The sequence below is a fragment of the Paenibacillus sp. PK3_47 genome (assembly GCF_023520895.1).
In the GTDB taxonomy this organism is placed as follows: Bacteria; Bacillota; Bacilli; order Paenibacillales; family Paenibacillaceae; genus Paenibacillus_AQ.
This window is the reverse complement of sequence record NZ_CP026029.1, coordinates 4,959,173-4,980,816: the sequence shown is the minus strand read 5'-3', so window position 1 is coordinate 4,980,816 and position 21,644 is coordinate 4,959,173. Positions and strand designations below refer to the sequence as shown.

Below are 21,644 nucleotides of genomic sequence, written 5' to 3'. Positions count from 1 at the left end.
TCCTCTACTCAGGCAATGATTTCGTCAATGCGTGCCAGAACGTCCTCGCTCAGCTCAATACCGGATGCTGTTACATTCTCCTCAACCTGCTGCGGCCGGCTTGCCCCGACAAGCGCACTGGCTACATTGCGCTGACGGAGAATCCAGGCAAGAGCCAGACTGCCGGGCGAAATGTCCAGTTCCGCTGCTATACCGCTCAGCTCCCGGACTTTTGCAATCTTGTCCCCGGTAATGCCTTTGCGCATCCAATCCAGCTTGGCAGCCCGGCTGTCTTCCGGAATATCGTCTGCCGAATTGTACTTACCGGTCAGAAGCCCCTGGGCCAGCGGAGAAAACACCACTTGTCCGATCCCTTGGCGCTCGCCGAGCGGGATGACTTCCTTCTCTATATAACGTTCAAACAGATTATATACAGGCTGGTTAACAATGATACGGTCAAGCAGATAACGGTCGGCTACCGCCAGTGCTTCTGTCATCTGCGCCGCTGTCCATTCGCTGACGCCGACATAGAGTATTTTGCCCTGCCGGACCAGATCATCCAGTGTCCGCAGCGTTTCTTCTACCGGTGTCTCCGGATCATAGCGGTGGCAGTACATAATATCGACATATTCCACACCCAGCCGCTTCAGGCTGGCATGGCATTGTTCAGTAATGTGCTTGCGGGAGAGGCCGCGGTCATTGGGACCGTCCCCCATTACGCCGAATATTTTGGTTGCAAGAACATAAGACTCCCGGGGAAAACCGCGCAGCGTCTCGCCCAGCACCTTTTCTGCCGCACCTCTCTCATAGACATTGGCTGTATCAAAAAAATTGACGCCTAATCCGTAAGCGGTTTCAATGGCTTTAACGGCATTCTCTCTTTCCACATAACCCCCGTAAGTCAGCCAGCTGCCCAAGCTGATCTCACTGACTTTCAACCCTGATGCGCCTAATCTGCGGTATTTCATTTGACACTCTCCTCTCATTGGCCATTGCTCCGGCTACAGCTGGATCCGGCTGGCAGATACACATGTCTATTCTAGACCAGTTTTCCTGCAATTTCTATCTATTTGGATTAAATAGAAGCTAAAGTATGATAAGCTGAAGTTATGTTTTTCCAATTAATAGGACACAGGTTATTGCTCAGAAGGGATGATTGGGTGAAGATTGACCATTTAGTAGTGAATGTAGACCGCCAGATTCAGGAGGACAAAACCCTTATTCAGAGTATCCTGGACATGGGTTTACCCTATAAGCCTTCCTGGGGAAAAGGCACACGCGGCTTCAAAGTATCCAATCTGTGGATCGGTAAAGAATACTTCGAGTTTGTGCGCATCAAAAAACCGGACGGCGGCGGATGGATACCGGAATGGACCCGGCAGTATCTTGGCGGGCACAGAGGACTGATCGGCTTCGCGCTGGAAGTGGAGAATATCGATGAGCTGTACCGGACGCTTCAGGACAAGCAAGTGAACATCAGTCCGCCTGAGCCTCTTTCCTTCCGCTGGTTTTTTAACCGGCTGACCAAAACCATGCCCTGGCGGAACGCTTACCTGCCTCCGTTCACGGGGATGCCTTTTCAGTTCTTCCTGCAGCAGATGAATGATGAGAAAAGCAGGCAGTTCATGGAGCAGTACATGGTTCCAAACAGCCGGGATCATGGAATTGAAGGAATTGCGGAGGTTATTATCCATGGCACACTCAGCACAGCAGACCGCGGGCTTATTTACGCCCTGTTCAAGGATTACCAGGAACATCAGGACACGCTGACTGTTACACTTGGCGCCCAAAAAATCGTCTTTATTGCCTCTCATACATACCGCGTGGAAGTCGTACTGGACTGCAGGAATCCGGATTATGCACATAAGCAGATCCGCGCAGGCAATCTGGTGATTCTTAACAGATGATTGATTTGAAAAAATGAAAGAGCGTCCTGCAGAGAATATTATCTGCCAGGTGCTCTTTTTTCATAAGCATTGCTTTCTGGAAGACTGGGACGGCATAAGCATGAGTTTCTTGCAGTCTATTACAGTTGGCACAGCATATCATTATATAACAGTCTTACCGCTGCTCTCAGCTCCAGCATTTCTTTCACGGAATGATAATTACAGGTGAAGCCGGTCCGGCATAACAAAGAATTTTTTTGCACAAAATCCTTTAACTCTCAAATGCAACCTGTAATCTTTATATATAAAACACACTTGCTTTATAAAAGTAATATGCTATAATAAATTCAACAAACAAATTACGTTATCCAAAACAAACCTTAGGAGGAATCTCAAATGACAACTTTGAACATCGGCATCATTCTTGGAAGCACCCGGCAAGGTCGTGTAAGCCCGCAGGTTGGCGAATGGGTAAAAGGCATTGCCGACGCCCGCGGAGATGCGAACTATGAAATTGTAGACATTGCTGATTTTAAATTGCCGCTGCTCGGCGAAACAGACAGCTATGCTGAAGCCCAGGCCTGGGCTGCCAAGCTTGCCACACTGGATGGTTTTGTTTTTATCGTTCAGGAGTATAACCACAGCATCACCGGAGCACTCAAAAATGCGCTCGACTCAGCCCGTGATGAATGGAACAACAAAGCTGCTGGGATTGTGAGCTACGGTTCTGCCGGCGGTGCGCGTGCTGCTGAACATCTGCGCGGAATTCTGGGAGAGCTGCAGGTAGCCGACGTACGGGTTCATCCGCTGCTGTCTTTGTTCACAGACTTCGAGAACGGTACAGTTTTCAAGCCGGCGGATCTGCATACAGCCAACGTTAATGCAATGCTGGATCAGGTACTCGCCTGGAGCGGTGCACTGAAGACACTGCGCGTATAACTGCATTTTGCCTCAAAATAACAAAAAGCGATCCCCTTTAGTAAAAAGGAGGATCGTTTTTTTGTTTTACAGCTAACTTAATACGGGACAGTTTCATTTTCGCGTCTGCAGAGGTGTTTTGCATCAGCCGATTAGTTCATCCCTGAGTCTTTTAGGCAGAGATTTTACAACCAGATCGTAAGAATGGTCGATCATATCAAAAACATCCGGCTCAGACAGCGAACCATTTAACAGAATTGTATTCCAGTGTTTTTTGTTCATATGGTACCCGGGCAGGATATCGCGGTTCTGCTCCCTCAAATTTTCTGCGATAACCGGATCGCATTTCAGATTGAGACGCGGATCAGCCCCATGTTCCTGGAACAGCAGCCCAAACATTTTACCGCCAACCTTAAATACAGCCGGATCGGGTCCGAAGGGATACTCCTTGCCCGCCCCTTTTTTCGATAAACAATATTCTTCGACAGTATTCTTCAAAACATTATCTCTCCTTGATTATTGGATCATTTCTGTTATTTAGGATTGTGCTTTCGCGGTGGTCATTGAACCAATTGTATACTAAAAATCGAATTCATGGTGCTCCTGCGGCGGTCAACGAGTCAAATGAATGCGAAAAATCGGATACAGTGTTCTATCGCGGGGTCAACGAGCCGATTGGATGCGAAAAATCGAATACAGTATGCTATCGCGCGGCGGTCAACGAGCCAATTGGATGTGAAAAATCGGATACATGGTGCTATCGCGGATGTTTTTCACAAATTCAAGGGTAGTTAAACCTCTCATTTCGCCTCCGCGGCTGATTTCTGCAAATTCAAAGGTATTTATACCTTTCATTTCAACTCCGTGGCTGATTTCTGCGTATTCAGAGGTATTTATACCTTTCATTTCACCTCCGCGGCTGATTTCTGCGAATCCAAAGGTATTTATACCTTTCATTTCAACTCCGTGGCTGATTTCTGCGTATTCAGAGGTATTTATACCTTTCATTTCACCTCCGTGGCTGATTTCTGCAAATTCAGAGGTATTGGTACTCTTCATTTTGCTACTGTGATTGAATTAGGTAAAAAATATTGAACCTTGCAAATGCTACAGCCAATTCAACGGGATTTCGCCCGCTAATTCCGCCCACCAGTCGCATTCCCGCCAATTCAACGGGATTTCTCCCGCTAATTCCGCTCGCCAGCCGCACTCCCGCCAATTCAACGGGATTTCTCCCGTTCATTTTCACTCACACCGCCGCTTCCTGCCAATTCAACGGGATTTCTCCCGTTCATTTCACTCACACCGTCGCTTCCTGCCAATTCAACGGGATTTCTCCCGCTAATTCCGCTCACACCGGTCGCTTCCTGCCAATTCAACGGGACTTCTCCCATTAACCCCCCTCGCATCCCCGCTTCCCGCATTTCAACGGGATTTCTCCCGTTAACCCTCTCCCATCACCGCTTCCCGCATTTCATCTCAATTCCTCCCGCTCATTCCGCCCACACCGCGCCACTCCCTTATAACAACAAAAAAGCCGCCATACCGGCGGCTTAATCCTGGCCATGAGCACCATACCTGCTCAAAAAATCCTCTTCTTACCCTGCTCCTCAATGAGTATCTGCACAGACTCCTTGAACCGCAGCGCATGCACAATCTCCCGCTCCCGCAGGAACTTCAGGCTGTCCTGCAGATCCACGTCATCCGTCATATCAATCAGCCACTGGTATGTAGCACGGGCTTTCTCTTCAGCGGCAATGTCTTCATACAAATCCGCAATCGGGTCTCCCTTAGCCTGGATGTAGGCCGCAGTCCACGGTACTCCGGCGGAGTTCTGATAAAACAGCGCATGGTCGCGTTGCGCGTAATTCGGCCCCAGGCCGGCCGCCTCGAGTTCCTCTACAGATGCATCCTTGGTCAGCTTATAGATCATCGTAGCGATCATTTCCAGGTGAGCAAATTCCTCGGTCGAAATATCTGTGAGCACACCGATTACTTTATCCGGAATAGCATAACGCTGGTTCATATAGCGGAGTGCAGCTGCCAGTTCCCCGTCCGCACCGCCGTACTGCTCCATCAAATACCGCGCCATTCTCACATCACATTTCCCGACACGCACCGGGTACTGCAGCTTTTTCTCATATATCCACATTCGGGGCGGACCCTCCTCAAAGGTATATTTGTCATGGAAGCATTGACTTAGTTAATCACCAGCAGGCCTATACCTGCCACGGCCAAGGACTCTGGCTCCACTCCCATGGACATTTGGAGTAGGCGCGGCCGAAGTTCTGCAGCGGTCCGTAGAGCTCCTGAAACTGGTTCGCCAGCTTGGTGCGCTCCTGGGTTAACTGATTGAACTGCTCAATCGCCTTCAGATCCTCCGGGTGGGTATCCAGGTATAAATTCAGCTCTACCAGTGCAAAATCGAGGACTTGAAGCTGCTCCAGCATTTCATAGTAACGGGGTTCGCAAGCATTCGCTTCCATAGATCTAGATCCCTCCTTTACCGGCTTTGGATTCGTACGGGCTGAATAGCGCCGGCCAAAGTGTTCCTGCCCTTAGCGCCTCAGCCAAAGGAAACTGCGGCAGTCCCGGCGGCTGGAACTGGATGAACTGATTCGGCGGCACAACATACGTTTTGAACGGCACCGGCGGGCACGGGTCAAACGGCCCTCGGTACGTCTTCCACACACGTTCCTGGGAATTCATATAAAGCCTCCTTATACCATGGTTGGCAATGACTTGGTCATCCTGATCCTGAACGGTCATCTCTTCGTAACTAATTTATGTCGGCTTCAGGGGGAATAAGAACTCCTGCCCCAAATATATATACTTTCATTTACGTCAAAAAAGCCCCCCCTGCCAAGAGATATAAATCTCCAGGCAAGGTGAGGCTTCTCAAGTTTATCTCCGGTATGGAACTGCTGACCGCATGCGGCCGCCCATCCTATACTCCGCTATTCCTTCTCATCACTGTCCCCGGCTTCCATATCCTCTGTTACCAGAGGCCTCTCCCGGTGAATATTAATTCTTGTAATCCGCAGCCGTGTGGATTCCTCTACCTCAAAGGCAACGTCGCCAACGACTACCCTTTTGCCCTTGGACGGGTTGCCCTCCAGCTCCTTGAACAGCCAGCCCCCGATGGAATCCACCTCGTCATCTTCTATAATGACTCCGGTAAGATCATTCACATCCTCGATAAGCATACGTCCTTCCACCGAGATATAATCGCCGTTGCGCTCCACACTTGGACGCTCGTCCTCAAACTCGTCGTGCAGATCGCCGACAATCTCTTCGAGAATTTCTTCGGCAGTAAGGAGTCCGGCTGTACCGCCGTATTCATCGACAACCAGTGTAAGCTGGGCCTTGTTCTTCTGCATCAGGCGCAGCACATGGCTTATTTCCATGGATTCAGGCACATTGAGGATGGGTCTTACAATGGAAGCCAGATTCTGCTGCTGCTCCAGAGGGGCAAACAGCAGATCCGTAATATGGATAAAGCCGATAATCCGGTCCTTGTCCTCGTCTGCAACCGGATACCGGGAATGTTTGGTTTCCGTAATAATCCGCATATTCTCTTCCAGTGTAAGATTGCTGTACAGCACATCCATATCTGTACGGGGAAGCATAATTTCCCGGGCCAAAAGATCAGAGAATTCAAAGATGTTGTCCATCAGCTTCATCTCATCCTGATCGATAACCCCGCTTTTGGCACTCTGATTCATGAGAATGCGGATCTCCTCTTCCGAGTGGGCCGCCTCAGCTTCGCTGGCCGGCTCTACGCCAACCATCCGCAGCAGCGCATTGGCCGAAGCGTTAAGCACCCAGATAAAGGGCAGGAACAGATTATAGAAGAACATGAGCGGCGCAGAGAGCAGCAGCGCGGATCCTTCTGTTTTTTGGATTGCCAGGGACTTTGGTGCAAGCTCCCCCAGCACAATATGTAAAAAGGTAATGATTGAAAAGCCGATTACGACCGACACGGTAGAGATTAAAGTGTGGTCGGTAACGCCGAGCTGAAACATCAGCGGCTCTACGAGCAGCTCAGAGATGGCCGGTTCCCCGATCCAGCCCAGTCCAAGAGAGGCCAGCGTAATGCCGAACTGGGTGGCAGAGAGGTATGCATCCAGCTTTTTGTTGACCTTCAGCGCGTACCCCGCCATCTTGTTGCCTTCGCTGACCAGCTGGGTCAGACGGGACTGTCTGACCTTCACCAGCGAGAACTCTGCGGCTACAAAAATACCGTTCAATAAAACAAGCACCAGAACCAGCAAAAGATTAAGCAGTAAGCTTCCTATGTCAAATTCCGTATGCACAATAACAACGCCTCGATTCTACAAATTGATCGCCTTTCTTGATTTGAAATCTACCTCCGGATAATACATGTCTGCCACAAGGAGATTGGGGCCGCAGCAGCCTGCGGCATCACAGTGGCAGTTCACCTTCTGGTTAAGCGGATGCTGAAGCTGCCATTCGGCGAAAATATCATCCAGCTTGCTGGCGCCAATGTTACCAAAGGCGGAAATATCGGCAAAATCAGTTACGAATACATCACCCGTGAACATATTGACGTTCACCCGGTTTCTGCCATCCGGATCATTGCGCAGCGTAACATTCTTTTCGCTGCGGAGCCGGCGCAGGAGCTTCTGGTCTTCCTCCAGGAAGCTGCAGGCGAAGAAAGGGAGTGTCCCGAACAGCATCCACATGTCCGGATCACGTGCATCCAGCAGGGAATGGATTGCCGCTCCCATCTCTTTCAGCGATAACACCGGCAATGAGGAGGCAAAGCTGGAAGCATACATCGGGTGTACCTCATGCCGTCTTGCTCCCATATCGCCGATCAGCTTATGGATCTCCGGCAGCTTCCGGTGCGTACGGTAGTTGATCATGGATTCGGCGGAAATCAGCATTCCATCCTCGCTGAGACGGCGGGAATTTTCCAGCATTGTATCATATAAGCGGTATGCCGCTTCCTTAGCGACAGGATGGCCGCTGTTCGCAAAGCCGACCTCATGGAAATCATCGCCGTTCACATAGTTAAATGAGATATGCATCACGTCCAGGTAAGGAAGCAGCTTCTCGTAGCGGGCGTACGGCATGGTCAGGTTGGAGTTGATCTGCGAGCGGATTCCCCGCTCCTGCGCATATTTGAGCAGCGGCACAATCATGTTGTCCACGGTTGAAGCACGGAACATCGGCTCTCCCCCGGTAATGCTGATGGTCTGCAGATGCTCCACTTCATCCAGGCGGTTCAGCATATTTTTAAGAGGCAGCATTTCTCCTTCTTTCATCGTCAGGCTGTCACCGACCGCACAATGCTCACAGCGCATATTGCAAAGATTCGTAACCGTCATCTCCACACTGGTCAACACATGCCTTCCATGCTCACGGAGTGAAGTGATGGGATCCCACGGATCATAGCTTGGTGACAGCTCTCTGACAGTTGTTGATGATGGCTCTAATATATTCATTTCGTATTTCTCCCTTATTGCTTATTCCTTATTATTAACCCAAAATAAATGAAAAAGAACTTGTGACTTAACCTATATCATACCACGATCGTTAAAAAAACTGCACGTTTCCGCAATTCTGCTGTTCCGGCAGGGTCAAAGAAATAAAAACAGCGCGGCCAAAACCAGGTCTCCGCTGGCAGGCGGCCTCCTGATTTCTCTCCTCGCTGTGTATGTGACAGAGGGTCAGAACTCCCTTTTCCCGCCACAATTCATAAAGTTTAAGTGGACTGCACGGCTTCCATATCCTCATCAGTAACGTCAACGATAACTACTGAGAGTGCAGTCCCTAAATCCCGTTCAAACGGGGTTACAGGTTCGCCTTCAGGACCGGTAAATACGCGTACTACAGGCCGGTGCGGGATACTCGGATCAATCTTGACTACAACACCGCTCTCCCCGGTGCTCAGCCTCACTGTAAGACCCAGCGGATAAATAGCCACACGGTCTCTGAACAGCTCCAGCTGCTTTTGCTCATACAGGGTGCCGGAGCCTACATACAGTGCTTCTACCGCCTGATGCGGCAGCATCGCTTTTTTGTAAATCCGGTTGGACGTCATCGCATCATAGGAATCCGCCACGCCAAGCCACTTGGCATATTCATGGATTTGCGGGCCGGTGAGGCCCCGCGGATAACCGGAGCCGTCGATGCGCTCATGATGCTGAAGGGCACAATGTGCCGCAAGCAGCGGGATATTCGGCTCTTCTTTGAGAATCCGGTACCCGATCTCGGTGTGGGCCCGCATATGGCGGAATTCCTCGTCGCTGAGCATGCCCGGCTTCTGGATGATTTTTACCGGAATCTGTGTCTTGCCGATGTCATGCAGCAGCGAACCCAGTCCGATGACCCGCAGCTCCTCTCTGCTGTAGCCGTAGGCAATGCCGAGTACAAGCGTATACAGACAGACATTCAGCGAATGCACATACAGATAATTATCGGCAGTGTGCATATCCGCCAGCATAATCATCGGGTCCTCCTGCGAGGACATGTCATCCAGGATCGAGTCCATAATCCCGGAGAATTTTTTGTCGAGATGATAAAAGCCCTTCGTAATGCCGGAAGCGACAGACATCTCCTGAAACTGGTTCCTGATCACCTTGAGCGCCCTGTTACGGGTCTCGTCATGCAGCATTCCTTTGATCTCAATGTCATCCGTAGCTGCATCTTGTATGTAGACAAAGCCGATGTCAATTTTGGCCAGCCGCTTGATCAACCCGTCCGTAAGCTCAATTCCGTCCGCAAGCAGAACCAGCCCTTCATCATTATAAATTTTTTTGCCCAGCCTCATCCCCGCCCGAAGCTGATTCACGGATATTAAACGCACCTTGGCTCACTCCTGCCTTTAACGGTAAATTGCTATTCTGTATCAAAATCTTGTCGTCACACACTTTGTCTGTACCGTTACCTGTTGCGATCCGGCATGAGCACTACATTGCCATTCTCATATTCTCCCCCGGCACACCGGGCCGGTCTATTAACGCATAATAAACAGCCAGAATACAGCTGCCAGAATAAACCGGTAAATTGCGAAGTGGGTAGGTCTGATCTTTTGGATCAGCTTCATGAACAGAATCACCACAAAATAAGCAACCACAAATGAAATAATGAAACCTATGGCAAAATTCCAGATGGTCTCACTTGTAAAATACTTGTAGGAATCCAGCAGCTCGTAGCCCGACGCGGCGCACATAATCGGAATCGCAATGAGAAAAGAGAAATCCGCCGAAGCTTTGTAGCTGACGCCGCTCAGCATACCGCCCGAGATCGTTGAGCCTGAACGGGAGAATCCCGGCCAGAGCACGGAAATAATCTGGTAAAGCCCAATCGCCAGCGCTTGCCCGTAGGAAATATCATCAAGCTCTCTGGCGGTCACCCTGACCTTGCGCCCGTTCATCCATTCGGCAACAATCATCAGAATCCCTCCGGCAACAAGCGCCCAGAGAACTGTCGAAGCCCCGAAGAGGCCTTTGATAAAGTCACGGGCAAAAAAAGCCACCGCAAGCGCCGGGGCAATGCCCAGAATCACGTGTATCAGGTTCAGACGCGAAGCAGGCATTACACCCCCGCTCTTACGGCTGCGCCCCAGCCCGAGCAAATCTGCAATCCGCTGCCTGTAGACCAGCGCAATAGCCAGAATCGCACCTAACTGAATCACAATTTCGTAAGTCTTCATAATCGGTTCCTGCTCGTCGTAGCCTAACAGCTTCGAGGTCAGGATCATGTGCCCGGTAGATGAGACCGGGATGAATTCCGTAATCCCTTCTACGACGGCCAGAATGATTGCTGTAATTGTATCCATATACTCCTCCTGATAATGAAAATGAACACTGGTGCTTATATAGCTCTGAATAATTATATGTAGCAGGAGGTTTAAGTAGACGAGCTGATCCAGCGGGTGGTTTCGCATTCCTCAAGGCTGCCTGGACGCTGCAGCTCCATCCGCAGCAGGTCACGCAGAAAATGGGGCACGAGATACACGGGATCACGCCCGTTTGCAATGCTCTCATACCCTGTCCGGAAGGTGAACATATCCAGTGTACCAACGGTATATTCGCGGTCATCCTCCAGAGGTTCACCGCCTGCAAAGACTGCAATAACGTTATCATAAGGCATGGCAGCCGGATCGTACAAGATTTTTAATCCGTCCACAGCCAGACTGCCGAGCACCTCTCCCCGGAAACCGTAGCCGTAGATCACTTTATTGCAGAATTCCGCCGTCAGGCTCTGCACTAGCGCAGTCTTGATATCCCTGCCCTTCAGCTGAATCAGGCAGGGATTAATCGGAGACGGGCAGAGCGCATGCAGCATACCCGCCGAGATCTCCCCTTCTGGCAGCGGTCCGAGCAGCTGCCCGGTGTTGACCAGCGACAGCGGACTGCCGGTGAAGCGGCGCACCGCCTGGGCCAGCAGATTGCCAAAGGGAGATTCCCCGTTCAGATTCAGCGGAAGCTCACGGTCGCTGACCGCTACTGCCCCTCCCAGCGCTTCACGGCTATGTTGCAGATGCAGCTGGACGGCCGGAGCAATAAGCTCTTCAGTCAAGGCCGGATCAACCGTGATGCATTCACCTGCTATCAGCTTGAAGCCCTCTTCCGGATTCGCCCGCCCGAACTGCAGCCGCCCGATATAGCGGCCGAATTTGCCGGCTCCGCACACAGCAGTGCCGCTGATCATCAGCGGCTTCTCCAGCATATGATGGGTGTGTCCCCCAAGAATAGCATGTACCCCGTCCAGCCTCTCGGCCAGCAGCTGATCCGCAGGCAGCCCGAGATGGGAAAGAACAATGATGATATCCGCCTCCGGCGCCAGCAGACGGCACTGCTCGCGCAGAGCCTCTTCAGGATCAAGGGCATCCCAGCCCAGCAGCGAATAAAAAGCTGTAAAAGCGGCGGTGGCCCCCGTTATACCGATTCTAATCCCGTCCTTCTCGATAACCGCACGGGGCTTCATCCAGTGTGGAGGCTTCCCGGTATGGCTCTCCAAAAAGTTGCAGCAGACTACTGGACACTGCAGACCCGAAAAAATGGCCGACAGCTTTTCCGGCGAAAAGGTCAGGCCTTCATTGTTTCCGATAGTAACAGCGTCGTATCCCGTTAAATTGAGAATATCAATGTTCGCCTGGCCCATTGATCCTTCGGTCTCCACCGCCGCACGGTCCATATGATCACCGATATCTACCAGCAGTACAGGCTCCTCCCTTGCGGCAGCTTTCAGGCGGGCAAGCTCAGCGGCTACCGGACTCATCATGGCAAAGTGGCTATGTATATCATTTGTATGCAGGATTGTCAATCTTTGCGGTGCGGACTCCATTAGTCTGTATCCCTCCAACCTGCGAAGCCGCTTCTTTTTAAGACGGCAGGCGTATGTGATCTATAAAGCCTAGCATAACATTTTAGAGGCCAATATGGTATATTGTAATCATTATTAAGACCATGAGGTGAAAATTTTATGCACGTAACTATCCGCCTGTTTGCAGGCCTAGCCGAAGTTATCGGTTCATCCGCTATAACCTTCCATGTTCATGAAAATTCTATAACGGCCGGAAAACTGAAGGAGCTTCTGTCCGCTGCTTATCCGGATGCCGCTCCGCAGATTCATGTATCCATGGCAGCGATAGACCGTGAGTATGCCCCTGAGGATGCCCTCGTTACCGAAGCCTCTGAAGTGGCGCTCATTCCTCCTGTTTCAGGCGGTGAACCCGAAGCGGTTTGCGGTGAGACGGAAGACGGACTGTTCAGCATTACCGACCAGCCGTTAAGTGCTGAAGATCTTCTGGAGAAGGTGCTTGATAATAATCACGGGGCATCGCTCGTCTTTGTCGGCACTACCCGTGAAATGACTGGTGAGCAGCGCACTACCGCGCTCCATTACGAAGCTTATCTTCCTATGGCGCTCGCCAAGCTGCAGGAAATCGGCCGCGAGGTTAGCGGGCGCTGGAACGCCGGCTGCGCCATTTCACACCGGATCGGGCTGGTCGGCCTGAAGGAAGCGAGCGTTATTATTGCCGTATCCGCCGCACACCGCGATGTCTGCTACAAAGCCAGCCGCTTTGCTATTGAAAAGCTGAAAGCAACCGTTCCCGTATGGAAAAAAGACATTGGCGAGTCCGGCGGGCAGTGGCTCGGCGCTGACCCCAAAGCCGCAGGCTTTTCCGGGCTGTAACAAACGCTTCCAAACTATTGAATATTCCCGGTTTAATTGCTATGCTGGAAAAAATCGCTATAGTAAGGTGGCATATTCATTGAGAGTACATGTCATGGATCTTAAACCGGGGGATTGTCTGCGCACCGACACCTTTAACGCCAGGGGTCTTCATGTGCTGCCCAAAGGAACACAGCTTCAAATGGACGGAATCGCCAGACTGATCCAGCACGGATTAGACTATGTGGACATCGAATCCCTGCCCGAAGCTCCGCCGCAGGCAGGCAGAACATCCATTATTCAGGCGGTTACCCGCAGCTTTGATACCAGTATTGAAGGCTTCGAGGCTGTATATATGGAAGCTTTAACTAAGGGCAGCTTTAACCAGTCTGAAGTAGATGATATTCTCCAGCCCTCCCTGGATGCTCTCGACAAGCATAAGGATGTAGTGACACTGCTGCTCCTGCTGGACAGGGAGGATAATTACACCTATACCCACTCGCTCCAGGTGGGCATGCTGTCCTATTACATATCTTCATGGCTCGGATATTCCAGGAAGGAATGCTACGAAATCGGCCGGGCCGGTTATTTGATCGATATCGGGAAGTGCCGGATTAAGACCTCTATTCTGAACAAGCCGGGCAAGCTGTCCGCTGAAGAATATGCGGAGGTCAAGCTGCATACGGTTTACGGACACGAAATCATCAGTAACTCGATGAATGATTCCTACACGGCACTTGCCGCATTGCAGCATCATGAACGCGAAGACGGCTCAGGCTATCCGAATCAGCTGACGAAATCAGACATTCACCCTTATGCCCAGATTGCTGCCATAGCTGATGTCTACAGTGCTATGACCTCCCACCGTGTATATCAGTCCAAGCAGGAGCTGATCTCTGTGCTGCGGGAGATTCACACGCTCAGCTTCGGCAAGCTGAACGCGACCATCGTACAGGCCTTTACCCATCATCTGATGCCGAACTTTATCGGCAAACGGGTGCTCCTGAGCACCGGAGAGATGGGCGTTATAATCATGAACAATCCGGTTGATGTGTTCCGCCCGCTTGTCCAGATTGACAGTAAATTTCTGGATCTGTCCCGTGAGCGTAACGTAGCGGTAATTGAGCTTTATATGGAATAGATACCGCGTATACCAGAAGAGGTTCCCCGTGACGCCTGCGGCGGTCAAGGGGAACCTTCTTTTTCTTAAGTTTGAACCTGTCCTGCTGTGGCGAGACTAATACCATAACTTATCAGGAGGCTTCAGCATGCTTGCAGTTCATCAGCGGTTGGCAGAACTATATATTATAAGCTGCGGACGCCCGCTCACGGGTGCCGAAGAAACGGAATTGCGGCAGTGTCTTCAAGTCAATGCGAAGTATTGCTGGGAAATGGCCTGCCTGAATAACCAGGCCCAGCTTGCCCTGGATACGGATGACACCCTTTGGCAGGAAGAGATCGGAGCGAGGATGCAGGAAATGCGTATAACCGGCAGAGTGAGTAAACGGCATCAATAAAACAGGACATATGTTATAATGTAACGATAATCATTACAGCAGCGCCCAGCCAAGGAGATGACACCATGATTAAAGGTATCTTTGAGACACATATTAATGTAAGCAATTATCAAGCCTCTTCACAGTTTTATGAACAGCTCCCGGGGATTATCCGTCTTCACGAAGACCCCGCCAGAAAATCAAGCTTTTACTGGGTCGGCCGGCCCGGTGAGTCCATGCTTGGCATCCGTGAAAATTATCCTTCCCCGCTGGTTCAGCGCCAGCACTTCGCTTTTCGTGTGGAGCTTGAAGACATGCTAAAGGCCCGCACCTATCTGGACAGCCTCGGCATTCCATCGGAGAATTTCCATGGGGAGAGCTCGGAAGAGCTGATCGTGTTTCCGTTTATGCCGGCGGTCTCGATTTATTTCGACGATCCTGACGGGCATTCCCTGGAGCTGATCGCCATGCTGAACGATGATCCGCGTCCTGAACTGGGCCTGATGACCTGGTCAGAGTGGGAGTCCCTGAATGAAAGGGAACGCCCGGATTACAGGTAACCAAAAAAAGATCAGCAGCCTCTCCGGATGTTACCCGGAAAGAAGCTGCTGCTCTTGCTGTCTCTATAGAAAGCGGAACTGCGCTTCTATCAGACCATTATAAATGCCGTCCTTCGCAGTCAGCTCGGCATGTGTACCTTCTTCCTTGATTTCCCCGTGATCCAGCACGACGATTTTGTCCGCATGACGGATGGTCGACAGCCGGTGGGCAACGATAAAGGAGGTCCGGCCCTGAAGCAGCAGCTTCAGCGCTTCCTGAATCTTGATCTCCGTTTCCGTATCAATGCTTGCCGTAGCCTCATCCAGAATCAGAATGCGCGGGTCTGCAAGCAGAGCCCGGGCAAAGGACAATAGCTGGCGCTGCCCCATGGATAAGGCGCTGCCCCGCTCCTCCACCTCTGTGTCATAACCGCCCGGCAGCTTCATGATGAACTCATGGGCGTCTACCGCCTTGGCAACCTCCTCAATCTCCTCATCCGTGGCATCCAGCCGTCCGAAACGGATATTATCCCGGATCGTTCCTGAGAAAATAAAGGTGTCCTGCAGCACAATACCGATCTGCTCCCGCAGACTCTGCAGCGTAACGTCGCGGACATCCAGGCCGTCTATTGTAAGCGTCCCGCTCTTGATGTCATAAAACCGGCCGATCAGGTTGATAATCGTACTTTTGCCTGAGCCCGTGTGTCCGACAAGCGCGATGGACTGTCCGGCTTTTACATCCAGATCAATTCCTTTTAGCGCAGCCCGGCCTTTTTCATATTCAAACACTACCTTGTTAAAGCGGATGTCGCCTTGAATCTTCGGCAGCGGTTTGGCACCCGGCTTGTCTTGGACAGACGGCTGCTCATCGAGATACTCAAAAATCCGTTCCGAGGAAGCCATCGCCACCAGCAACTGGTTATACATCTGTCCCAGGCGGTTGATCGGGTCCCAGAAGTTGCTGACATAGGTGCTGAATGCCACGAGGAAGCCGACTGTCAGCTCCCCGGACTGGATCAGATAGGCACCGAACCAGAACAGGATCATCGTCCCGAAACCGCCGGTGATTTCAATAATCGGACCGAACGCCTGGTTCATCGCCGAAGCTTTATTCCAGGATTTCCGGCTGTCCATGTTCATGGAATCGAAGTAATTCATGTTCTCCTGTTCCTGGGTGTAAGCCTGGGTAACCCGGATGCCCTGAATCGATTCGTTCAAGTGCGAATTGATCCGCGAGTTTTTCATCCGCACATCCTGCCAGGCGATACGGATTTTCTGCCGCAGCTTGGTGGAAACGAAGAACATGACAGGTACCGTAATCATTACGGCAAGACCCAGTTTCCAGTTAATCAGCAGGAGAATGACTGTAATCCCGACCAGCTGCACGCAGTCGATCATCAGATTGACGACCCCGTTCGTGAACAGATCCTGCAGGGAGTTGATATCATTGGTCACCCGCACCAGCACGGAACCGGCCGGACGTTTATCGAAGAAGTTGAACGAGAGCTTCTGGATATGCCGGAACAGGTCTGAGCGCAGATCATAAATCACTCTTTGCCCGATGACATTTGTATACTTGATCCGGTACACTCCTGCGATCCACTGAATCAGATAGAGCACAATTACACTGACAGTCAGCGTGTAGAGCAGCGTTAGGCTGGGGCTGCCCTCTTTTGGCGCAATCGCCTTATCAATAGCCATACTTGTCAGAAAAGGAACCGTAAGCTTCGTTACCGTACCGAGAATCATCAGCACCGAAACCAGCGGCAGCATCTGCTTCGCATAAGGCTTCATATAACTGAACAGCCGGGTAAACTGCTTCCAGTCAAACGCTTTATCAATCTGGTCATCATCCTTGTATACAAAACGTTCATCAAGACTCTGTTCCTCAGCCTTGTTCTTGCCCCGTATAGTTGCAGCGCCTTTGTTAGTTTCAAGCTTCATGACGGTTCCCCTCCTCCCGGTCTGTATTTCTGGCCAGATAATCCGCGTATTGAATCCGGTATACATCCTGATACGGGCCAGGAACAGCAATCAGCTCCGCATGCGTACCTGTCTGGACCATTCTGCCTTCATCCATGACAATAATCTGGTCAGCATGGCGCAGAGAAGAAATCCGGTGGGCAATGATCAGCGTAGTCCGGCCGCGCATAACCTCCTGAAATCCTGCCTGAATCTCATGCTCTGTCTCCATATCCACCGCACTGGTGGCATCATCGAGAATGAGGATACGCGGATCTTTAAGCAGCGCCCTGGCGATGGCAATCCGCTGCTTTTGGCCGCCGGACAGCCCCATTCCCCGTTCCCCTACCACCGTATCGTATCCGTCAGGCATTTCCATGATAAAGTCATGCGCCTTGGCCAGCTGTGCCGCACGGATGATTTCGTCCATACTCACATTTTTGAGCCCGTAGGATATATTGTTACGGATGGAGGAAGAAAACAGGAAGGTCTCCTGGAATACTGTTGAGATCTGGGAACGCAGACTGCGGACTTTATAATCCCTGATGTCCACTCCATCAAGCGTAATGCTGCCCTGGTTAACATCGTAAGCACGCATCATAAGCTGGATAATGGTTGATTTCCCTGAGCCTGTGCCCCCGAGAAAACCAATGACTGCACCTGGCTTTGCCTCAAAATGGATATCCTTTACAGCCGGCATCTTATTTCCGTAAGCAAAGGTAACATGGTTGAATACCACCTCACCCTGCACATCGGCAGACTTCAGCTCGCGGGCATTTTCCTTGTCCCGGACATCGATCGGCTGGTTAAGCACCTCAAGCACACGTTCACCGGAAGCTTTGGATTGGGTGTAGTTATTAATATGAAATCCAAGTCCCCATACCGGGCCGATAATATACCAGATCAGACTGAAAAAGGCTACCAGCTCTCCAAGCGACATATGCCCTTTAATAACAAGTGTACCGCCGACACCCAGCAGGATCGCGATACTTACCGAAGCCAGCAGCTCCATTACAGGAAAGAATTTACTCCACAGCTCAGCGGCAAAAATCTGATTTTCCTTATATCTTTCATTGCGGTGCGAGAATTTCTCAACCTCATAAGCTTCTCTGGCAAATGATTTGACGGTGCGGACACCTGTAATATTCTCCTGTACTGCCGTTGTCAGTGAGCTGAGCGCAAGCCTCATCTCCTGAAAGGCCGGGTGAATCCTGGATTCGAACCGGAAGGCTACTGCCGCCAGAAACGGCATCGTGATCAACGTTACCAGTGTAAGCTGCCAGTTAAGCGAGAACATCATAATCGAACCGAACAGCACCATAAAAAACACATTCAGCAATTGGGCGAAGCCGAAGCCGATAAAGTTACGGATTGCTTCCAGATCCCCGGTTAACCGGGACATCAGATCGCCTGTCTTCGCGGTATCATAATAGCGGAAAGACAGGAACTGCAGCTTCTCGTAGCAGGCATTGCGCAGACGGTAAGCCAGAAAGTTTCCCAGCCTTCCCCCGAAGAAGCCATGCGCAAACTGCAGGCTGGCTTTAACTATGACCACGCCGAGAACAGCAAGTGCAAGTACAGGCACCTCAGTAAACTTCAGGGGAACAATTACATCATCAATCAACCTTCTTAACAAATTGGGGGTAATAAGCCCCACTGCAGTTGCGGCGGCCAAGCATAGAATCGAAAGAATCAAATAATGCAGCTTCTCCCGGTAAAAGCCCCGCAGTTGCCTGAGAACATCCATCTCTTTCCTCCTTAAAAGCTTTACGAAGTAAAGCTGGCTTCGTAAGCAGAATCTTAGCTTTACGAAGTAAAGCCCGCTTCGTAAGCAGAATCTTAGCAGTTACAGAGTAAGCCCGTTCCTCGGGCACAACTCGGTAACGGCATAAGTTTGGCTTGCGAAGTAGCAAAAGCTGTCATCGCAAGCCATGTTTTTTAGCGCTTCCATTTTAGTGACTTTATGCAGTTTATCATCCCTATTTTAATGCGGCAAAGCGTAGAAAGCGCCGTATTCCCGATTATCCCTAAGAAAGACGGCTTAAAGAGATAAGAAAAGGCCGCCATATCTTTAATTGCTCCTGTTTCCTCGCATATCCTTCAGGATTAAGCCTAAGCAAGATTCATCACCCGTAAATCTGTAATTTTCAATGCAGATAAATAAAAAAGTGCCCGGCAGCCTACCTTAAATGTTAAAAGGCGGCTGCGGACACATATTATCGGTATAGCTTATAAGCTATGATCATTCTATTCCGCTTTTGATAAAATGGCGTGGTAAGGCTGGGCAATCAGATACTTCTGCAAATCAAGTTCAATCTTGGCTGCTTCGGCCGCTGCCTCTAACGTGGATACCAGCAGCACATCATCTTGTTTTATAAAACTGCGCACTCTTTCACAACTCAGGTCAAAGTCAGCCAGATGTTGACTGTCAGCTTGTTGAAGTCTTTCACGTGCGGATTCAGAGATTGTAACATAGTCTGACCACAGCTCGTCCTGAAGGATCTGGTGTTCCGCTCCTAGGCTAGTCCAGGCAAATGCTCCGCCTTCAACAACTTTATCCGATTCTTGTACATACTCAACACCCGAATGTTGAATAATGAATACAATAACCCGCTCTTCAATCACCCGGTAATTGTGCAACAGTGCTTTTATTTCATTCATCTAACACTCCGATCTACCTAAAATAATGTAAGAAAGGGGCTCCTGCCGATTCTAGGTGGAAACCCTCCTTTTGTGTATTAATCACACCAATTAAGTTACCTTTAACAATACAGCAATTTTTGTATGTTGTACATGCTAATGTTACAAGTTTGTCAATTTTATATTTTTGCGTGTAGATACCCAGTCAGGTGTTTAATTAAACTTTATAATAATCCGGAGCTTTTTCAGGGAGAATCATACTATGAATATAAATCATTTACGTCAGGCCATTGCTGAGAGAATACCGCTTCAAATCCACCTGATCAGCGGAGAAACCTACAGGGGTGTATGCAAGCACAGCAGCCAGTCTGAAAATTGTACGATCATAACAGACAACGGTGAGTTCACTTTTCCGGTATGGACCATAAAGCGTTTTAAAGCAATCTGATTTTTGTCTGTCCGCCTGTATCCTGCCTTCCCGCCTATTATCATCCACGTACCAGCTCTGCCCGTACGCACGTCCCCTTCTGCTTATTCCTTTTAACCAATTATCCGGGTGAAAAAAATACGTGTCCGGCCTCCTGGTTACAATAGACCCAAGAGTGCTGCGGACACGTATTTGCATGTTACTGTATAAATACCGGAGGCTGCTTACTGGGCAACCTTAACCGATAGAGCCTTCCATCTCGAATTTGATGAGACGGTTCATTTCTACGGCGTATTCCATCGGCAGTTCTTTGGTGAACGGCTCGATGAAGCCCATAATAATCATCTGTGTGGCGTCAGCTTCGCTAAGACCGCGGCTCATGAGGTAGAACAGCTGCTCTTCAGAAACCTTGGATACCGTTGCTTCATGCTCAAGGATGATGTTATCGTTCATAATCTCATTGTATGGAATGGTGTCCGAGGTGGACTCATTATCCAGAATGAGCGTATCGCACTTGATGTTTGCTTTGGCGCCTTCCGCCTGACGGCCGAAGGAAGCGAGACCGCGGTAAGTTACCTTGCCGCCATGCTTGCTGATCGATTTCGATACGATGGTGGAAGTCGTGTCCGGAGCCAGGTGAATCATTTTGGCGCCTGCATCCTGGTGCTGGTCTTTGCCTGCTACCGCAATGGACAATACCGACCCCTTCGCTCCGCGGCCTTTAAGTACAACCGCAGGATATTTCATCGTCAGCTTGGAGCCGATGTTTCCGTCCACCCATTCCATGGTGGCATTCTCTTCGGCTACCGCACGTTTGGTAACGAGATTATAAATGTTAGGTGCCCAGTTCTGAATCGTTGTATAACGGACACGGGCATTCTTCATGCACAGAATTTCTACAACGGCACTGTGCAGGGAGTTCGTGCTGTAGATCGGTGCTGTACAGCCTTCTACATAGTGTACAAAGCTGTCTTCATCAGCAAGGATCAGCGTACGCTCGAATTGTCCCATGTTCTCAGAGTTGATGCGGAAGTAAGCCTGCAGAGGCACTTCGCATTTCACGCCTTTTGGCACATAGATGAAGCTGCCGCCGGACCATACTGCGCTGTTAAGCGCGGCAAACTTGTTATCTGCCGGAGGAATTATTGTACCGAAGAATTTCTTGAACAGCTCAGGGTGCTCACGCAGCGCAGTATCGGTATCCGTGAAGATAACCCCTTGATCTTCAAGATTCTTCTGCATGCTGTGATAAACTACCTCAGATTCGTACTGTGCCGAGACACCGGCCAGAAACTTTTGCTCCGCTTCCGGAATACCCAGCTTGTCAAAGGTTTCCTTGATTTCGGAAGGAACCTCTTCCCAGGTCTTCCCTTGCTTCTCGGAAGGTCTTACATAATATTGAATATCGTCAAAATCCAAATCATCCAGATTGCCGCCCCATTTTGGCATCGGCATCTTACGGAATTGCTCCAGAGCCTTGAGACGGAAATTCAGCATCCACTCCGGCTCATTTTTGATTGCGGAGATTTCCCGGACGATTTCTTCCGTGAGTCCTTTACCAGACTGAAATATTGACTTGTGCTCATCACGGAACCCGTACTGGTATTCCTCCATATCAGGCGCTTTCTTAGCCATGGTGTCAGCC

At 50.3% G+C, this 21,644-nt stretch carries 22 protein-coding genes; 6 read left to right on the top strand and 16 right to left on the bottom strand.

All coding sequences use genetic code 11. The features are described 5' to 3' along the window. Window positions 1–8: 8 nt before the first annotated feature. Window positions 9–947, bottom strand: a complete 939-nt coding sequence (locus C2I18_RS21620) for an aldo/keto reductase family protein (RefSeq protein ID WP_249897791.1) — start codon at window positions 945–947, stop codon at window positions 9–11. A 192-nt stretch (window positions 948–1,139) separates the two neighbouring features. On the opposite strand from C2I18_RS21620, the gene C2I18_RS21615 reads away from it, so the two are divergent. Both C2I18_RS21615 and C2I18_RS21610 read left to right on the top strand, forming a co-directional pair. After that, entirely contained in the window at window positions 1,140–1,886 is a 747-nt protein-coding gene (locus tag C2I18_RS21615; RefSeq protein ID WP_249897790.1) for a VOC family protein, read from the top strand. A 375-nt stretch (window positions 1,887–2,261) separates the two neighbouring features. Continuing rightward, window positions 2,262–2,804 (top strand): NADPH-dependent FMN reductase, encoded by a 543-nt coding sequence (locus C2I18_RS21610; protein ID WP_249897789.1) that lies wholly within the window; start codon window positions 2,262–2,264, stop codon window positions 2,802–2,804. Window positions 2,805–2,927: 123 nt separating this feature from the next. On the opposite strand, the gene C2I18_RS21605 is transcribed toward C2I18_RS21610, so the two are convergent. The 11 genes from C2I18_RS21605 to C2I18_RS21555 form a co-directional block, all read right to left on the bottom strand. Next, window positions 2,928–3,281 (bottom strand): MmcQ/YjbR family DNA-binding protein, encoded by a 354-nt coding sequence (locus C2I18_RS21605; RefSeq protein ID WP_249897788.1) that lies wholly within the window; start codon window positions 3,279–3,281, stop codon window positions 2,928–2,930. A gap of 219 nt (window positions 3,282–3,500) precedes the next feature. Further along, window positions 3,501–3,842: a hypothetical protein gene (locus C2I18_RS21600; protein WP_249897787.1), complete on the bottom strand. Its 342-nt coding sequence runs from the start codon at window positions 3,840–3,842 to the stop codon at window positions 3,501–3,503. Between the two features lie 161 nt (window positions 3,843–4,003). Continuing rightward, entirely contained in the window at window positions 4,004–4,177 is a 174-nt protein-coding gene (locus tag C2I18_RS21595; RefSeq protein ID WP_249897786.1) for a hypothetical protein, read from the bottom strand. A 188-nt stretch (window positions 4,178–4,365) separates the two neighbouring features. After that, complete coding sequence (locus C2I18_RS21590) at window positions 4,366–4,935, bottom strand: manganese catalase family protein (RefSeq protein WP_249897785.1); 570 nt, start codon at window positions 4,933–4,935, stop codon at window positions 4,366–4,368. A 67-nt stretch (window positions 4,936–5,002) separates the two neighbouring features. Beyond that, window positions 5,003–5,269: a spore coat protein CotJB gene (locus C2I18_RS21585; protein WP_249897784.1), complete on the bottom strand. Its 267-nt coding sequence runs from the start codon at window positions 5,267–5,269 to the stop codon at window positions 5,003–5,005. A 4-nt stretch (window positions 5,270–5,273) separates the two neighbouring features. Then, window positions 5,274–5,492, bottom strand: coding sequence for a spore coat associated protein CotJA (locus C2I18_RS21580; protein ID WP_249897783.1), 219 nt, complete (start codon window positions 5,490–5,492; stop codon window positions 5,274–5,276). A gap of 248 nt (window positions 5,493–5,740) precedes the next feature. Then, the gene (locus C2I18_RS21575) at window positions 5,741–7,099 is read right to left on the bottom strand and encodes a hemolysin family protein (RefSeq protein ID WP_249897782.1); all 1,359 of its coding nucleotides are present in this window, start codon (window positions 7,097–7,099) and stop codon (window positions 5,741–5,743) included. 18 nt (window positions 7,100–7,117) lie between these two features. Continuing rightward, window positions 7,118–8,254 (bottom strand): radical SAM/CxCxxxxC motif protein YfkAB, encoded by a 1,137-nt coding sequence (gene yfkAB / locus C2I18_RS21570; protein ID WP_249897781.1) that lies wholly within the window; start codon window positions 8,252–8,254, stop codon window positions 7,118–7,120. A gap of 260 nt (window positions 8,255–8,514) precedes the next feature. Further along, on the bottom strand, window positions 8,515–9,618 hold the full coding sequence (locus tag C2I18_RS21565; protein ID WP_249897780.1) for an HD-GYP domain-containing protein: 1,104 nt from the start codon (window positions 9,616–9,618) through the stop codon (window positions 8,515–8,517). 150 nt (window positions 9,619–9,768) lie between these two features. Further along, window positions 9,769–10,593, bottom strand: a complete 825-nt coding sequence (locus tag C2I18_RS21560) for an undecaprenyl-diphosphate phosphatase (protein WP_249897779.1) — start codon at window positions 10,591–10,593, stop codon at window positions 9,769–9,771. Between the two features lie 71 nt (window positions 10,594–10,664). Then, window positions 10,665–12,104: a bifunctional metallophosphatase/5'-nucleotidase gene (locus C2I18_RS21555; protein WP_249897778.1), complete on the bottom strand. Its 1,440-nt coding sequence runs from the start codon at window positions 12,102–12,104 to the stop codon at window positions 10,665–10,667. 138 nt (window positions 12,105–12,242) lie between these two features. On the opposite strand from C2I18_RS21555, the gene C2I18_RS21550 reads away from it, so the two are divergent. The 4 genes from C2I18_RS21550 to C2I18_RS21535 all read left to right on the top strand — a co-directional run bounded on the left by C2I18_RS21550 (window position 12,243) and on the right by C2I18_RS21535 (window position 14,991). After that, complete coding sequence (locus tag C2I18_RS21550) at window positions 12,243–12,956, top strand: molybdenum cofactor biosynthesis protein (RefSeq protein ID WP_249897777.1); 714 nt, start codon at window positions 12,243–12,245, stop codon at window positions 12,954–12,956. Window positions 12,957–13,035: 79 nt separating this feature from the next. Then, on the top strand, window positions 13,036–14,076 hold the full coding sequence (locus tag C2I18_RS21545; RefSeq protein ID WP_249897776.1) for an HD-GYP domain-containing protein: 1,041 nt from the start codon (window positions 13,036–13,038) through the stop codon (window positions 14,074–14,076). A gap of 127 nt (window positions 14,077–14,203) precedes the next feature. Continuing rightward, window positions 14,204–14,452, top strand: a complete 249-nt coding sequence (locus C2I18_RS21540; RefSeq protein ID WP_249897775.1) for a DUF7667 family protein — start codon at window positions 14,204–14,206, stop codon at window positions 14,450–14,452. A gap of 65 nt (window positions 14,453–14,517) precedes the next feature. Then, the gene (locus C2I18_RS21535; protein WP_249897774.1) at window positions 14,518–14,991 is read left to right on the top strand and encodes a VOC family protein; all 474 of its coding nucleotides are present in this window, start codon (window positions 14,518–14,520) and stop codon (window positions 14,989–14,991) included. A 63-nt stretch (window positions 14,992–15,054) separates the two neighbouring features. On the opposite strand, the gene C2I18_RS21530 is transcribed toward C2I18_RS21535, so the two are convergent. From C2I18_RS21530 to sufB, 4 genes are all read right to left on the bottom strand, one after another. Continuing rightward, window positions 15,055–16,914, bottom strand: a complete 1,860-nt coding sequence (locus C2I18_RS21530) for an ABC transporter ATP-binding protein (protein WP_249897773.1) — start codon at window positions 16,912–16,914, stop codon at window positions 15,055–15,057. Next, on the bottom strand, window positions 16,904–18,679 hold the full coding sequence (locus tag C2I18_RS21525; protein WP_249897772.1) for an ABC transporter ATP-binding protein: 1,776 nt from the start codon (window positions 18,677–18,679) through the stop codon (window positions 16,904–16,906). The genes C2I18_RS21530 and C2I18_RS21525 overlap by 11 nt, the downstream gene beginning before the upstream one ends. Before the next feature lie 500 nt (window positions 18,680–19,179). Beyond that, window positions 19,180–19,593: a hypothetical protein gene (locus C2I18_RS21520; protein ID WP_249897771.1), complete on the bottom strand. Its 414-nt coding sequence runs from the start codon at window positions 19,591–19,593 to the stop codon at window positions 19,180–19,182. A gap of 643 nt (window positions 19,594–20,236) precedes the next feature. Beyond that, window positions 20,237–21,634, bottom strand: coding sequence for a Fe-S cluster assembly protein SufB (gene sufB / locus C2I18_RS21515; protein ID WP_249897770.1), 1,398 nt, complete (start codon window positions 21,632–21,634; stop codon window positions 20,237–20,239). Window positions 21,635–21,644: the final 10 nt, after the last annotated feature.

Excerpts from the sequence above, each read along its gene's own strand:
- C2I18_RS21620 (WP_249897791.1), bottom strand. The coding sequence starts at position 947 with ATGAAATACCGCAGATTAGGCGCATCAGGGTTGAAAGTCAGTGAGATC.
- C2I18_RS21610 (WP_249897789.1), top strand. The coding sequence starts at position 2,262 with ATGACAACTTTGAACATCGGCATCATTCTTGGAAGCACCCGGCAAGGT.
- C2I18_RS21600 (WP_249897787.1), bottom strand. The coding sequence starts at position 3,842 with ATGAAGAGTACCAATACCTCTGAATTTGCAGAAATCAGCCACGGAGGT.
- C2I18_RS21595 (WP_249897786.1), bottom strand. The coding sequence starts at position 4,177 with ATGGGAGAAGTCCCGTTGAATTGGCAGGAAGCGACCGGTGTGAGCGGA.
- C2I18_RS21590 (WP_249897785.1), bottom strand. The coding sequence starts at position 4,935 with ATGTGGATATATGAGAAAAAGCTGCAGTACCCGGTGCGTGTCGGGAAA.
- C2I18_RS21585 (WP_249897784.1), bottom strand. The coding sequence starts at position 5,269 with ATGGAAGCGAATGCTTGCGAACCCCGTTACTATGAAATGCTGGAGCAG.
- C2I18_RS21580 (WP_249897783.1), bottom strand. The coding sequence starts at position 5,492 with ATGAATTCCCAGGAACGTGTGTGGAAGACGTACCGAGGGCCGTTTGAC.
- yfkAB (WP_249897781.1), bottom strand. The coding sequence starts at position 8,254 with ATGAATATATTAGAGCCATCATCAACAACTGTCAGAGAGCTGTCACCA.
- C2I18_RS21560 (WP_249897779.1), bottom strand. The coding sequence starts at position 10,593 with ATGGATACAATTACAGCAATCATTCTGGCCGTCGTAGAAGGGATTACG.
- C2I18_RS21555 (WP_249897778.1), bottom strand. The coding sequence starts at position 12,104 with ATGGAGTCCGCACCGCAAAGATTGACAATCCTGCATACAAATGATATA.
- C2I18_RS21550 (WP_249897777.1), top strand. The coding sequence starts at position 12,243 with ATGCACGTAACTATCCGCCTGTTTGCAGGCCTAGCCGAAGTTATCGGT.
- C2I18_RS21540 (WP_249897775.1), top strand. The coding sequence starts at position 14,204 with ATGCTTGCAGTTCATCAGCGGTTGGCAGAACTATATATTATAAGCTGC.
- C2I18_RS21535 (WP_249897774.1), top strand. The coding sequence starts at position 14,518 with ATGATTAAAGGTATCTTTGAGACACATATTAATGTAAGCAATTATCAA.
- C2I18_RS21530 (WP_249897773.1), bottom strand. The coding sequence starts at position 16,914 with ATGAAGCTTGAAACTAACAAAGGCGCTGCAACTATACGGGGCAAGAAC.
- C2I18_RS21525 (WP_249897772.1), bottom strand. The coding sequence starts at position 18,679 with ATGGATGTTCTCAGGCAACTGCGGGGCTTTTACCGGGAGAAGCTGCAT.
- C2I18_RS21520 (WP_249897771.1), bottom strand. The coding sequence starts at position 19,593 with ATGAATGAAATAAAAGCACTGTTGCACAATTACCGGGTGATTGAAGAG.
- sufB (WP_249897770.1), bottom strand. The coding sequence starts at position 21,634 with ATGGCTAAGAAAGCGCCTGATATGGAGGAATACCAGTACGGGTTCCGT.